The sequence below is a fragment of the Paenirhodobacter sp. CAU 1674 genome, assembly GCF_029222945.1.
In the GTDB taxonomy this organism is placed as follows: Bacteria; Pseudomonadota; Alphaproteobacteria; order Rhodobacterales; family Rhodobacteraceae; genus Rhodobacter.
Map to the genome: position 1 here is coordinate 1 of NZ_JARHUH010000002.1, position 12,819 is coordinate 12,819.

Below are 12,819 nucleotides of genomic sequence, written 5' to 3' on the forward strand. Positions count from 1 at the left end.
CCTCGTGCTCCGCCAGGATACCGATGATCTGTTCGTCCGTGAATCTCGTTCGCTTCATTGTCCGTCCTCAAGTTGGCGCGGACTCTAATCGACGGTGGAGGAAAAATCCCGTGGCAGGTCATGGCGCACGCATATTCTCCTCGTGCCGGCAAAGGGCCTCTTCGACATTGTCGAAAAATTGACCGACCCCGTTTTCCAGCACGATCGCACTGTCGCAAATCTCCGAAATGGCCTTGTGCGAATGCGATACGAACAAGGCCCCCGACATTGACAGGCGATGTGTCAGCATCTCGTTGCACTTTTGCCGGAAGGAGGCATCGCCGACCGAAGTCACTTCGTCCATCAGGTAGATGTCGAAGGGCACCCCCATCGAGATGCCGAAGGCCAGGCGTGCGCGCATGCCTGACGAATAGGTCTTGCACGGCATGTCGAGGTAGGAACCCAGTTCGGAAAACTCGCGCACAAATTCCAACAGATCATCGGTGTCGACGCCGTAGACCCGCGCTATGAAGCGGGTGTTCTGAGCGCCGGACAGTTCGCCATGAAACGATCCGGCAAAACCCACCGGCCAGGAGACAGAGCCTCGCCGGATGATCTCTCCGCTGTCGTAATCTTGCGTTCCGGCAATGACGCGCAGTGTCGTCGACTTTCCGGCGCCGTTGCGCCCCAGAACGCCGACGATCTTGCGCGGAGGAATGGCAAAACAGGCATTGCGCAGCACATGCTTGCGGCCGCCGCCCGGGGTGCGGAAGGATTTCGTCACGTTGCGCAGTTCGATGACGGGGGCGGTCATCGGCGGTCTCGCAGCGAATAGGCGATGAGAATCAGCAAGACCCAAGTGAAGAAGGCCAGCACCGAAAACATCGTACCCAGGATGATCCGGCGCGGGTATTCGGGTGTCTGTGCCAGACCGGGCAGGATATGCGCGGCCAGATAACGCGATTTATGCTTTGCTTCGGCCTGCGCCTCGTCCAGCGCTGAAAGCGCAGAGGTATAGGTTTTCTCGGCAAACTCCTTATCGACCAGAAGCCCCTCGTAAGTTCCGAAGGTCGCATAGAGCTGTTTGGTCCGGTCGGAATTTCCATCGGAGGCGACCTGCTTTCGTTCGGCCTCGATCCGGTTTCGGATTGCCGCGATCTTGCGGTCGGCATTGGCCTTGCGCGGGTCCTTGTCGGGGGCACTTTCCAGCAAATCCCGTTCGATCAGAACTTCGGCCAGCTTCTGTTCAAGCTGCGCCATCAACCCCATCTGGGATTGGTAATCTGCGTTCGGGTCGATGATGCGTTCCTGTTTGCGGAAGGTGGCCAGCGCGATTCGCGCCGTTTTCAGCCGCGCAGTTGCGAGGCCCAATTCGTCCCGGGCCTGCCGGATCGCATCTTCCTGCGCTATCTGGCTCAGCCGCTCGACCAGTTCGCTGCTTTCCCGCAAGACCGCGGCATTGATCTCTTGTGCGTCTTGCGGCGTGAAGGCGTGGGTTTCCAGCGTCAGGATGCCGTTCGAGGAGTTCAGCTGCGGCACCACCATCCTGTTCCAGTAGGTCACCAGATCTTCGATTGCGGCATCCGGTTTCAGCCCGAAAACCGGGTCGGTGTCCCGTCGCAGACTGAACCGCTTGCGCAGGTCGAGTTCCGCGTCAAGCTTGGCGACCAGATCCCGTGACTGGATGAATTCGTGGATCACCTCTATGTCGGCGGTGCCACTGCTCAGGGTCGGCAAGGCGCCGAACACGGACATTGCCGTGTTGAAGTCCTGCTTGCGCACGGAAAACGCCGCGTAAGACGCATATTGATCGGCTGCAAAGGCATAGAGATAGACGAAAACAGCGGTGATCGGCCCTACGACAAGCAAAAGGAAACTTGCCAGCGCAAGGCTGTGACGCCGTTTGGTCCTGGCCGGTTTCACCAGGCGCGGCGGGGCGCTTTGCGGTGCATCGACGACTTGAAGCGGCGTTGCGCGTTTGCGTCGGCCAGCGGCCGGGCCCGGACCTTGCGGTGCATCGTCTGTCATCCGGACACTCCTTTGCGGTGGATCTGCGTGCGGCACATGGCGTTACACCTCGTTCATGATCTTGCGGTGGTAAAACCGCAGGAAAAACACCCCGAGCGTCGAGAGTGAGGTGCACCACAGCAGCAGATAAGGCACTGAAATGTAGGTGGGCTGATATTCGGCATAGAAGCCCGCGCGCATCATGCCGACGAGATGGGCGATGGGGTTGAACCAGAGGAGGCTCTGGAAATTCTCGGGCAGGCTTTCGTACAGGTAAAAGATGCACGACACGATCAGCAAAGGGCGGCTCACGATGGCCCAAAGCCGCTCCCATATCGGGAAGAAGGCGAAAAGCAGGCTGTTGATCGCACCGATAGCGAAGCCCAGAAAGGCCGAAAGAAGCAGCGCGCCCGCGATGCTTTGAAACCGGATACTGGGCGACAGATCATACAGCATCACGATCCCGATCAGCAGAATATACCAGACGATCACATTGGTGATCAGCGCCATCAGCGCACGGGCAATCACCGCATCGACGAAGGTCACGCGCGGATACGCCAGCAGCGGGCGGGAAAACCGGATCGCCTGTGCGGTCTTGCCGCTCAGTTCGCCATACAGATGGAAGGGCAGAAAACCCGTTGCGTAGAACAGCGGAAAATTTGTGCCCAAGGGCGGATGACGTGTGAAGATCGTGAAGATGAAGGTCAGGAACAGCACCGTCAGCGTGGGTTCCAGAATGGCCCACAGATAGCCACCCGGTGACCGCCCGTGCGTCGTGCTCATCTCGCGCATCATCAGCGCAAAGATCACCCGCGCGGTCTGGAAACGGAGTTTGACAGGAACGTGGGGCGAGATCATTTCGGGGCACCTGGCTTGCGTCGGGCCCTGCGGCGGGTGCCAAGGGTCCGGTTGAGCGGTCTTTCCGAATGTCTAGCGCGGATGGGGAAACAAACCCTTAATTGCGACGGCCTCTAACTGCGCAATTGACCGGGTTATTCGAAACAGGCCGCGCGCCCGTCGTTTCGGATCGTCGCGGCGCCATCTTCGATCGCCTGCGCGCGGCGCGACACGAAAGCCGAGGGCTTCGCGGCCGAGCGGTCTTTCGGGTCGGGCAGGACCGCGGCTAGCAGGGCCGCCTGGCGCGCCGTCAGCTTGCCCGGCGTTGTGCGGAAATAACGAAACGCCGCCGCATCAACCCCGAACACACCCTCGTCGAATTCGGCAACGTTCAGATAGACTTCAAGAATCCGCCGCTTGGTCCAGACCGCCTCGACCACGGGGGTCAGCATCGCCTCCAGCGCCTTGCGCGGCCAGCTGCGCCCCTGCCACAGGAAGACGTTCTTCACCACTTGCTGGCTCAGCGTCGAGGCGCCGCGCCCCGACCCCTCGTCGATCGCCTGCCGGATCGCGCGCATGTCAAACCCCCAATGGGTGCAGAAATTCGCGTCTTCCGCCGCCACCACCGAGCGCGCCATCACCGGGGCAATGTCTTCAATCGGGGTCCATTGACGATCTACGGCCCCCAGGCGCCGTGCCTCGGACCAGATCGTCAGCGTCGTTGGCGGGTTCACGAAGGTATAAAGGACGATCAGAGCCAGATAGCCGGCTATCACCCCCAACGCCAGCCGGGTCGCCCAACGCCAGGCCCAGATCAGCGGCAGCTGCGCGGCCTGCGTCACAGGCGCGGTTTTTCGGGTTTTTCGGGTGCTGGATCTGCTCTTGCGCGCCATGGGGGCCATAAGCCACGGCAAGGCCGGGGCGGTCAAGTCACGAGCCGCGTATGATGGGGGGGCATGCGGCAGAAAGCGAAACGGGCAGGGCCGTTGGCCCCGCCCGCAGCGGTATCGTATCGGGCCGCGCTTATTCGGCGGGCATTGCCTTGACCTCTTCGGTCAGCGGGAAGGGCAGATGCACCAGCATCTCCTTCGGGCAGACCTGCAGGAAGTTGGCGCGTTCGGCCTCCCAGTTCTGGAGGATGTCATTCGCCTTGCGCGAGCCGGTCTCTTTGGCGTGCCGCTCGATCAGCCCTTTCAGCTGGGCTTCCCAATGCGGATGCGTCACGGCGCAGGTCACCAGGCTTTCGAGGTTGATATACTCCTCGGTCGTGCCTTGCGGGTCATAGAGGTAAGCCATGCCCCCGGTCATGCCGGCGCCGAAGTTCGCGCCAATCGTGCCCAGGATCACCGCCACCCCGCCGGTCATGTATTCACACCCGTTGGTGCCGCAACCTTCGACCACGACCTTCGCGCCCGAGTTGCGCACCGCGAAGCGTTCACCCGCACGTCCGGCGGCAAACAGGTAGCCGTCGGTCGCCCCGTAAAGCACGGTGTTGCCGATGATCGTGTTCTCGCTCGCGACCAGCGGGCTGGCCATCGGCGGACGCACCACGATGGTGCCACCCGACAGGCCCTTGCCGACATAGTCGTTCGCATCGCCGGACACTTCGATCTTCAGCCCCGGTGCCGCGAAGGCCCCCAGCGACTGCCCGCAAGACCCGGTCAGCCGCACCGTCAGGTGATCGGGTTGCAGCGCGTTGCGCATCCCGAAGTTCTTGACGATATGGCTCGACGCGCGCGTGCCGATGGTGCGCAGCGTGTTGCGCACGGCATAGCTGAGCTGCATCTTCTCGCCGTCCTCGAAGAAACGGTGACCGTCCTTGATGATCTCGGCATCCAGCGTATCGGGCACATAGTTGCGCGGTTTGCTGCGATCGTAGACGATCTTGTCCCAGCCATCGACGGTGATCAGCAGCGGGTTCAGGTCCAGGTCGTCCAGATGCGCCGAGCCACGGCTGACCTGGGTCAGCAGGTCGGCGCGGCCGATGATCTCATCCATCGAACGTGCCCCGATCGAGGCCAGGATCTCGCGCACTTCCTGGGCGTAGAAGGTGATCAGGTTGACGACCTTGTCCGCCGTGCCGGTGAATTTGGCGCGCAGCGCGGGGTCTTGCGTGCACACGCCCACCGGGCAGGTGTTCGACTGGCACTGACGCACCATGATGCAGCCCATCGCGATCAGCGCGGCGGTGCCGATGCCGTATTCCTCGGCGCCCATCATCGCGGCCATGACGATGTCGCGGCCGGTCCGCAGACCGCCGTCGGTGCGCAGCGTGACGCGGTCGCGCAGCTTGTTCATCGCCAGAACCTGATGCGCCTCGGTCAGGCCCATCTCCCACGGCAGACCCGCATATTTGATACTGGTCGCCGGGCTTGCCCCGGTGCCGCCGTTGTGCCCCGAGATCAGGATGATATCGGCTTTCGCCTTGGCCACACCCGCCGCGATCGTGCCGACGCCCGAAGACGCCACCAGTTTCACGGTGACCTTGCAGCGCGGGTTGATCTGTTTCAGGTCGTAGATCAGCTGCGCCAGGTCTTCGATCGAATAGATGTCGTGGTGCGGCGGCGGCGAGATCAGCGTCACGCCTTTGGTCGAGTGCCGCAGACGCGCGATCAGGTCGGTGACCTTCATGCCCGGCAGCTGGCCGCCCTCGCCCGGTTTCGCACCCTGCGCAACCTTGATTTCCAGCTCTTCGCAGTGGTTCAGGTATTCGGCAGTCACGCCGAAACGGCCACTGGCGACCTGCTTGATCTTGGCGCTCGGGTTGTCGCCGTTCGGTTCCGGCACGAAATGCGCCGGATCTTCGCCGCCCTCACCCGAATCCGACTTGGCGCCGATCCGGTTCATCGCGACGTTCAGCAGCTTGTGCGCCTCGGGCGACAGTGCGCCAAGCGACATGCCGGGCGTGACGAAGCGTTTACGGATCGAGGTGATCGATTCGACTTCCTCGATCGGCACCGGCTTGCCCAGCGTCTTGACGTCCAGCAGATCGCGGATGTGGATCGGCGGGTTTGCCCGCATCATCGCGGAATACTGCTTCCACAGGTCATAGCTGGCGCGGTCGCAGGCCGATTGCAGCATGTGCATCGTCTGCGCTTCCCAGGCGTGTTTCTCGCCGGTGCGGCGCGCCTTGTAGAAGCCGCCGATCGGCAGAACGTCCTGCCCGCCTTTCCAGCCCTTGTCGTGGACCTCTTCGATCTTGTGCTGGATGCCGTGCAGGCCGATCCCCGAGATGCGCGAGTGCATGCCCGGGAAATATTCGGCCACCATCGCGCGGCTCAGGCCCACGGCCTCGAAGTTCAGACCGCCGCGATACGAGGAAATCACCGAGATCCCCATCTTCGACATGATCTTCAGAAGGCCGGCGTCGATGGCATCGCGATAGCGGCGCACGGCGTCGACCAGGCTGCCTTCCAGCAGGCCCCGCTCGATCCGGTCGGCAATCGAATCCTGCGCCAGATAGGCGTTCACCGTGGTCGCGCCCGACCCGATCAGCACCGCGAAATAATGCGGGTCGATGCATTCCGCGGCGCGCACGTTGATCGAGGTGAACGTGCGCAGGCCCTTCTTGGTCAGCCACGAATGCACCGCGCTGGTGGCCAGAATCATCGGCATCCCGACACGGTCGGCGTTCTGTTTTTCATCGGTCAGCACGATATGCGCCGAACCCGAACGCACGGCATCCTCGGCTTCGGCGCGAATGCGTTCCAACCCGTCGCGCAGCGCTTCCTGACCGCAGCCTTCGGGGAAGGTGCAGTCGATCACCGTCACGGCGCTGCCGAATTGCTTCAGCATTTGCTCGTATTCCGCGTTCGCGATGAACGGGCTTTCGAGGATCAGGATTTCGGTCTGGCTGCTGTCTTCGTCCAGCACGTTCTTGAGGTTGCCGAACCGCGTTTTGAGCGACATCACGCGGCTTTCGCGCAGGCTGTCGATCGGCGGGTTGGTCACCTGGCTGAAGTTCTGCCGGAAGAAGTGGCTCAGCGGGCGATACTGCTTGGACAGAACCGCAGGCGGCGTGTCATCGCCCATCGAGGCGATGGCTTCCTTGCCGTCTTCGGCCATCGGCGCCAGGATCTGTTCCAGTTCCTCGACCGAATAGCCCGCAGCGATCTGCCGCTTGCGCAGCTCGGCGCCGGTGAACAGCGCCTTTTCGGGCACGTCCCGCATCAACGCGTTCAGATCCACGACCTTCTCGATCCAGTCGCCGAAGGGCTGGCTGTTGGCCAGACGGTTCTTGATGTCGGCGTCGTGGTAGAGTTTGCCTTCGCGCATGTCGACGGCGATCATCTGCCCAGGCCCAAGCGCGCCTTTCTCGATCACCGTGGTTTCGTTGACCGGCACCATGCCGACCTCGGAGCCTGCGATCAGCATGCCTTCGCCGGTCACGACATAGCGCATCGGACGCAGGCCGTTGCGGTCCAGCCCGCCGCAGACCCAGCGGCCATCGGTCATTGCCAGCGCGGCGGGGCCGTCCCACGGCTCCATCACGGCGTTGCAATAGGCATACATGTCCTGCCACGCTTTCGGCATGTCGGTCGTGGATTTCGACCAGGCCTCGGGCACCAGCATCGTCTTGGTCATCGGGGCCGAGCGGCCCGACCGCACCATCACCTCGAACACCGCGTCCAGCGCGCCCGAATCCGACGCACCGGCCGGGATGATCGGCTTGATGTCCTCGGCCGCATCGCCGAACGTATGCGAGGCCATGCGGATCTCGTGGCTTTTCATCCAGTTGATGTTGCCCTTGATCGTGTTGATCTCGCCGTTGTGGGCCAGCATGCGGAACGGCTGCGCCAACCACCACTGCGGGAAGGTGTTGGTCGAATAGCGCTGGTGATAGATCGCGAAGGCCGATTCAAACCGCTCGTCCTTCAGGTCCGGGTAGAACTCGGCCACCTGCTCGGCCAGCATCATGCCCTTGTAGATGATCGAGCGGCACGACAGCGAACAGATATAAAGCCCGTTGATCTGGGCCGCGATGGCGGCTTTCTCGATCCGGCGGCGGATGATGTACAGCTCGCGCTCGAACTGCTCGTCGTCGATGTCCTTCTCGTTGCGGATCAGGATCTGCTCGATTTCCGGGCGCGTCGCGTTGGCTTTCTCGCCCAGCACTTCGGTGTTCACCGGAACGTGACGCCAGCCATAGATGTAATGGCCCATCCGCAGCACTTCGGTTTCCACGATCGTGCGGCAGCGCTCCTGCGCGCCGAAATCGGTGCGCGGCAGGAAGACCTGACCGACGGCGACCATTTTCTCCATGTCGGGTTCGTGCCCGGTGCGGCGGATCTGGTCATAGAAGAACGGGGCCGGGATCTGCACATGGATGCCCGCGCCGTCGCCGGTCTTGCCGTCGGCATCCACCGCGCCGCGGTGCCAGATCGCCTTGAGCGCGTCGATGCCGTTTTCCACGACCCGGCGGCTCGCCTTGCCGTCCAGCGCCACGACCAGACCAACCCCGCAAGAGGCCTTCTCGTCATCCGATTTATAGAGCGAATGCTCGTCCATCCACTGGCGCTTGGCTTCCTCGGCGGCAACCCATTTGGCGTCGTATTCAGTCATCACAGTGCCTCCTCAGAGAGTGGGTAGGTCAGGGTCGGGGACATGTTCGTCATCAACATGTCGCAGTCGAATTGCGGTTCCGCCGCAGCGAAGCCCTCGTCGCCGGGGAAGGCGAAGGTCACGGGGCCGTCCATGCTCTGGACCTTGTCGCCCTGTGCGTTCTCGAACTCCTCGATATCCGAGAAGAAGATGCGCATCTTGCGGCTGATATATTGCTGCCCGGTGCGCCGTGCGACGAAGTTGCCCGCGCCATCCTCGATCCGCAGATCGAAGGTGCAGCGTTCCAGCGCAACGCCGTCGATGGTCACGCTTTCGCCGGTCAGCTGATCGTGGCCGATGTTGCGGCGCACCTCGCCGAAATTGTTGCGGGTGACGAAATCGTAATCGTCCCGCCCCTCGGCCAGCAGCGCGCTGAACGAGGCGTTGTCTTTCGATCCGGCGATGTCGAGCTGGTCGATCTCGCCGGTCTCGGGGCTGAAGCTCTCGATCCAACGGGTTTCGTCATCAATCTGGCTGATGAAGAACACGCCGCTGCCATCGGCATAGGCCACATTGCGATAGCCGGCCGGATCGCCCGCACAGCGATAGTGGTTGGCAACCTGGCACTGGTGCAGTTGCACCGTCATTTCCAGCTCGCACCCGGGCGGTGGTGCAAACACGCCGGCATGGCCGGGCAGGGCGGCGAAAAGCCCCCCGACACTTGCCAGACATGCCATTGCTGCACGCACCAGATTGATCCCTTCGACAGACGGTTTATTCGGCGGCTACCTGCGCGGCGCCGTCCAGGAACTTGACGATCTCGGCCCCGGCTTCGCGACCGTCGCGGATCGCCCAGACCACCAGCGAGGCCCCGCGCACGATGTCGCCCACGGCATAGACGCCCGGCAGGCTCGTGGCGTGGGTGTTGAACGTGGCTTTCACCGTGCCCCAACGCGTGGTTTCCAGCGCCTCGACCCCCCAGAGCTTGGGCAGGTCTTCGGGCTCGAACCCGAGCGCTTTGATCACCAGATCGACCTCTTCTTCATAGATGCCGCCTTCGATCGGCTCGGGCGACTGGCGCCCCGAGGCGTCGGGCTGGCCCAGACGCATCTTCTGGATCGACATCTTCGACACCGGGTTGCCGGCAAAGCCGCACGGCGCGGCCATCCAGACGAATTCGACGCCTTCTTCCTCGGCGTTCTGCACTTCGCGCTGCGACCCGGGCATGTTGGCGCGGTCGCGGCGATACAGGCATTTGACCGAGGTCGCGCCCTGGCGGATCGCGGTGCGCACGCAGTCCATCGCAGTGTCGCCACCGCCGATCACGACCACCCGCTTGCCCGCGGCGTTGAAGGTGCCGTCTTCGAATTCGGGCACATCGTCGCCGAAGCTGAGCTTGTTGGACACGGTCAGATAGTCGATCGCGCGCACGATTCCGGCCGCATCGGCGCCCGGATCACGCAGATCGCGCGTCTTGTAGACGCCCGTCGCGATCAGCACGGCGTCATGCTTGCCGCGGATTGCGTCGAAGCTGATGTCCTCGCCGACATTGCAATTCATCACGAAATCGACGCCGCCATCTTCCAGCTGCTTCACGCGCTGCATGACGATGTCTTTTTCCAGCTTGAAGCCCGGGATGCCGTAGGTCAGCAGGCCGCCCGCGCGGTCATAGCGGTCATAGACCGTGACCTGCACGCCCGCACGGCGCAGCACATCCGCCGCCGCCAGCCCGCCGGGGCCCGCGCCGATGATGCCCACCGATTCCGCGCGCTCGACCGCCGGTTTGATCGGCTTGACCCAGCCCATGTCCCAGGCGGTGTCGGTGACGTATTTCTCGATCGCGCCGATGGTGACTGTGCCGTGGCCCGACTGCTCGATCACGCAATTGCCTTCGCACAGACGGTCCTGCGGGCAGATCCGGCCGCAGATTTCCGGGAAGCTGTTGGTGGCCTGGCTGATTTCATAGGCCTCTTGCAGGCGGCCTTCGGCGGTCAGGCGCAGCCAGTCGGGGATATTGTTGTGCAGGGGGCAATGCGCCTGGCAATAAGGCACGCCGCACTGGCTGCAGCGGCTGGCCTGTTCGGTGGCCTTGGCATCCGCGAATTCGCGGTAAATCTCGTTGAAGTCGTGGGAACGCACACTTGCGTCACGCTTCTCGGGCATCTCCTTCGCCTTGGTGACGAATTTGAGCATGCGTTGCTGAGCCATGGCTGCGCCTCCCTGCGGGTGTGGTTCGGGTGCGCCTGATTACACTGGCTGAGAAAAAATTAAAAGTCAGCTGTTATGACCTATATGCTCGAAATTCGCGGTCGATTGACGCAGGTCGTGCCGATTTGGGGTAATTTTAGGTCAGTCTTGCTAACATAACCCTCAGTAACCCAACGCGATCGCGATCAAAACCGCACCGCCGACGATGATTCGCCACCAGCCGAAGGGGGCGTACCCATGCTTGCTGACAAAGGCCAACAGCCCGCGGACCACGAAAATCGCCGAGATGAAGGCCATTACGAAGCCGACGGCAATCAGATTGAGGTCGGCCGCGCTCAGCACGTCGCGATTCTTGTACAGGTCATAGGCAAAAGCGCCCGCCATCGTCGGCATCGACAGGAAGAAGCTGAATTCGGCTGCGGCGCGCTTGCTGGCGCCCAGGGCCATTGCGCCAACGATCGTCGCGCCAGAGCGTGACACACCGGGCACCATCGCCAGGCATTGGATCACGCCAATCTTGAAGGCCATCCCCAGCGGCAGGTCCATGGCGTCATCATGGGTCACCGGCAGGTTCATCCGGTCGACGATCAGAAGGATCAGGCCGCCGACCAGCAGCATCACCGCGATCAGTAGCGGAGTCTCGAACAGCACGGTCTTGATGAAATCATGTGCCATTACACCGATCACGACCGCAGGCAGAAACGCCAGCAGGACCGAGCCGATGAACCGCCGTGCGGCGGGATCATGCGGCGCGGCCGCGAAAACGCCGATCAGGCGTTTTGCATAGACGCCCAGAATCGCCAGGATGGCACCTAGCTGGATCACCACCTCAAAGGCTTTCCCGGTGCTTTCGAAGCCCAGGAAATGCCCGGCCAGCAGAACATGGCCCGTGGACGACACCGGGATGAACTCGGTCAGCCCTTCCAGAAGACCCAGAAGCGCGGCAACGAGCGTGTCGTTCATCACAGCGACTTGCGCAGGTTTTTCGCCGAGGCCTGAATCGCGTCATACTGCCCATGCGGGCGGAAGCGCCACAGATAGTCGGGCAGGACGGCACCCATCGGCGTCGGCTTGATGCCTAGATCGGCAAAGCCCTTGGCGCCTTCCGCTACGACATTGTCGTTTTGCAGATTGGCAACCTGATCCAGCGTCAGCACGCGGTTCGTTACCAGGCCCAGCGTCAGGGTCTGCACCGTATCACCGGCCAGCGCGATCGCCTTTGCAACGAAGCGCGGCAGGTCCAGCACCAGACGGCGGCGGTGGATCACCGCCAGCATGCGGCCCATCAGGCCCTTGAACGTGTCGACATCGGGGCCGCCCAGTTCGTAGGTGCCCGTGGCCTGACCCAGAACGCCCTTCACGGCAGCCTGCGCGACATCATCCACATAGACCGGCTGGAAGCGGGTGTTGCCGCCGAAAATCGGCAGCACCGGCCCGAAGCGGGTCATCGCGGCGAATTTGTTGAAGAAGCGATCTTCGCTGCCGAAGATAATCGAGGGACGCAGAATCATCGCCGTGGGGAAATGTTTCAGCACGGCGGCCTCGCCTTCGGCCTTGGTGCGGGCGTAATCGCTCTCGCTGGCGGCATCGGCGCCCAAAGCGGACAGATGCACCAAGGTCTTCACCCCTTCCTTGGCCGCGATTCGCGCGACCAGCGCCGCGCCTTCGGCCTGCACCGCGTTGAATTTGTTCGGGCCTTCGTTGACCAGCAGGCCGACGCAGTTCACCACCGCATCCGCGCCCTTCATCGCTTCGCGCACGCTGATATGGTCGCGAATGTTGCACAGCACGGGTTCGACCTGGCCGACGGCGCCGTAGGGCTTCACGAACAGTGCTTCGTTGGGGCGGCGCACTGCGACGCGCACGCGCCAGCCCTCTTTTGCCATGCGCCGTGCGACATACCGCCCGACAAACCCCGAACCGCCATAGATCGTGACCAGCTTCGACATCGGCTTAGGCCTCATATATTACAAAAAGTCGCACCCTGATTACCGCCAAGCCCCTTGCCAAACAAGGCCAAAGGCTGCGGCGCAGAAAAAGCTGAAAAAATCTTTCAGATCCCCGTTGACACCCCCCGCGGCTCCCGTTACATCGCCCCCCACGACACCTGCCCAGGTGGCGGAATTGGTAGACGCGCACGGTTCAGGTCCGTGTGCCGCAAGGCGTGGAGGTTCGAGTCCTCTCCTGGGCACCAAGTCTTTCCGGTGAACCTGCACCGGTCGCAAGACCCCCGCGAAAGCGGGGGTT

9 protein-coding genes and 1 tRNA gene are annotated in these 12,819 nt (G+C 62.6%); 1 reads left to right on the top strand and 9 read right to left on the bottom strand.

Going from position 1 to position 12,819, the window contains the following annotated elements; genetic code table 11:
* Positions 1 to 118: 118 nt before the first annotated feature.
* From P2G62_RS02150 to P2G62_RS02190, 9 genes are all read right to left on the bottom strand, one after another.
* Positions 119 to 793: an ABC transporter ATP-binding protein gene (locus P2G62_RS02150; protein ID WP_275733223.1), complete on the bottom strand. Its 675-nt coding sequence runs from the start codon at positions 791 to 793 to the stop codon at positions 119 to 121.
* Positions 790 to 2,007 (bottom strand): hypothetical protein, encoded by a 1,218-nt coding sequence (locus P2G62_RS02155; protein WP_275733224.1) that lies wholly within the window; start codon positions 2,005 to 2,007, stop codon positions 790 to 792. Before P2G62_RS02155 ends, P2G62_RS02150 begins: the two co-directional genes overlap by 4 nt.
* Before the next feature lie 42 nt (positions 2,008 to 2,049).
* Positions 2,050 to 2,844 (bottom strand): ABC transporter permease, encoded by a 795-nt coding sequence (locus P2G62_RS02160; protein ID WP_275733225.1) that lies wholly within the window; start codon positions 2,842 to 2,844, stop codon positions 2,050 to 2,052.
* Between the two features lie 134 nt (positions 2,845 to 2,978).
* Positions 2,979 to 3,716: a monofunctional biosynthetic peptidoglycan transglycosylase gene (gene mtgA, locus P2G62_RS02165; protein WP_275733226.1), complete on the bottom strand. Its 738-nt coding sequence runs from the start codon at positions 3,714 to 3,716 to the stop codon at positions 2,979 to 2,981.
* A 130-nt stretch (positions 3,717 to 3,846) separates the two neighbouring features.
* Entirely contained in the window at positions 3,847 to 8,385 is a 4,539-nt protein-coding gene (gene gltB / locus P2G62_RS02170) for a glutamate synthase large subunit (RefSeq protein WP_275733227.1), read from the bottom strand.
* Positions 8,385 to 9,113, bottom strand: a complete 729-nt coding sequence (locus P2G62_RS02175; RefSeq protein ID WP_275733228.1) for a hypothetical protein — start codon at positions 9,111 to 9,113, stop codon at positions 8,385 to 8,387. Before P2G62_RS02175 ends, gltB begins: the two co-directional genes overlap by 1 nt.
* 25 nt (positions 9,114 to 9,138) lie before the next feature.
* Positions 9,139 to 10,572, bottom strand: a complete 1,434-nt coding sequence (locus P2G62_RS02180; protein WP_275733229.1) for an NAD(P)-dependent oxidoreductase — start codon at positions 10,570 to 10,572, stop codon at positions 9,139 to 9,141.
* 162 nt (positions 10,573 to 10,734) lie between these two features.
* Positions 10,735 to 11,535 (bottom strand): undecaprenyl-diphosphate phosphatase, encoded by an 801-nt coding sequence (locus P2G62_RS02185; protein WP_275733230.1) that lies wholly within the window; start codon positions 11,533 to 11,535, stop codon positions 10,735 to 10,737.
* Complete coding sequence (locus tag P2G62_RS02190; protein ID WP_275733231.1) at positions 11,535 to 12,521, bottom strand: complex I NDUFA9 subunit family protein; 987 nt, start codon at positions 12,519 to 12,521, stop codon at positions 11,535 to 11,537. Before P2G62_RS02190 ends, P2G62_RS02185 begins: the two co-directional genes overlap by 1 nt.
* 160 nt (positions 12,522 to 12,681) lie before the next feature.
* On the opposite strand from P2G62_RS02190, the gene P2G62_RS02195 reads away from it, so the two are divergent.
* Positions 12,682 to 12,766 (top strand) — tRNA-Leu (locus P2G62_RS02195).
* Positions 12,767 to 12,819 lie beyond the last annotated feature (53 nt).

Coding starts and splice junctions, on each gene's coding strand:
- P2G62_RS02190 (WP_275733231.1), bottom strand. CDS start 12,521: ATGTCGAAGCTGGTCACGATCTATGGCGGTTCGGGGTTTGTCGGGCGG.
- mtgA (WP_275733226.1), bottom strand. CDS start 3,716: ATGGCGCGCAAGAGCAGATCCAGCACCCGAAAAACCCGAAAAACCGCG.
- P2G62_RS02150 (WP_275733223.1), bottom strand. CDS start 793: ATGACCGCCCCCGTCATCGAACTGCGCAACGTGACGAAATCCTTCCGC.
- gltB (WP_275733227.1), bottom strand. CDS start 8,385: ATGACTGAATACGACGCCAAATGGGTTGCCGCCGAGGAAGCCAAGCGC.
- P2G62_RS02180 (WP_275733229.1), bottom strand. CDS start 10,572: ATGGCTCAGCAACGCATGCTCAAATTCGTCACCAAGGCGAAGGAGATG.
- P2G62_RS02160 (WP_275733225.1), bottom strand. CDS start 2,844: ATGATCTCGCCCCACGTTCCTGTCAAACTCCGTTTCCAGACCGCGCGG.
- P2G62_RS02155 (WP_275733224.1), bottom strand. CDS start 2,007: ATGACAGACGATGCACCGCAAGGTCCGGGCCCGGCCGCTGGCCGACGC.
- P2G62_RS02185 (WP_275733230.1), bottom strand. CDS start 11,535: ATGAACGACACGCTCGTTGCCGCGCTTCTGGGTCTTCTGGAAGGGCTG.